Annotated in this window: 2 pseudogenes; both read right to left on the bottom strand. The window is 71.7% G+C overall.

Annotated elements, in window-relative coordinates:
* Nucleotides 1–306: pseudogene (locus F6Q13_RS19965) on the bottom strand (hypothetical protein); the annotation flags it as partial.
* Nucleotides 303–558 (bottom strand): annotated as a pseudogene (locus F6Q13_RS19960) (oxidoreductase); the annotation flags it as partial. The pseudogenes F6Q13_RS19960 and F6Q13_RS19965, both read right to left, overlap by 4 nt.

Raw genomic sequence — 558 nt, 5'->3', positions numbered from 1 at the left:
CAGCGGGACTCCCCCGAGATGCTCGTGGCGCGCGTAGCCGATCGCGTACAGGCCTACCGGAATCGCGATCCCGCCGGCCAGCGCGACGAAGAAACCGCCCAGCGGATCGGGGGCCAGATACAGCCCCGACAGGGGAACCAGCCAGCCGATGTGCACCGGGCGCACCGTGGCGAACATTGCCAGCAGGCCGGCCCACACGCCGGCCGCGCCCACAAACGACGTCGCCACCCCGGATGCGAGCGGTCCGAAGCCGTTGCCGCGCACGGTCGACGCCCCAACGGGGATCGTGGTGAGCGTGGCGGTCATTTCCCGGTCACCGATCGCAGGGCCGCGATGATCTGGGTGGGTGTCGGCGGGCAGCCCGGGATCTCCACGTCGACGGGCACCACCTCGTCCACCGCGCCGACCACCCCGTAGGCATCGGCGAACACCCCTCGGTTCAGGGCGCAGTCGCCGCATGCGATCACCACCCGGGGCTGCGGTGTGGCCGCGACCGTGGTGCGCAGCGGGTCGGCCATGTTGCGGGTGACCACCCCGGTTACCAAGAGCCCATCGGCG

This window comes from Mycobacterium sp. (genome assembly GCF_008709575.1).
GTDB lineage: Bacteria > Actinomycetota > Actinomycetes > Mycobacteriales > Mycobacteriaceae > Mycobacterium.
The sequence above is the reverse complement of the archived record's forward strand: the minus strand, read 5'-3'. Positions and strand labels throughout refer to the sequence as shown.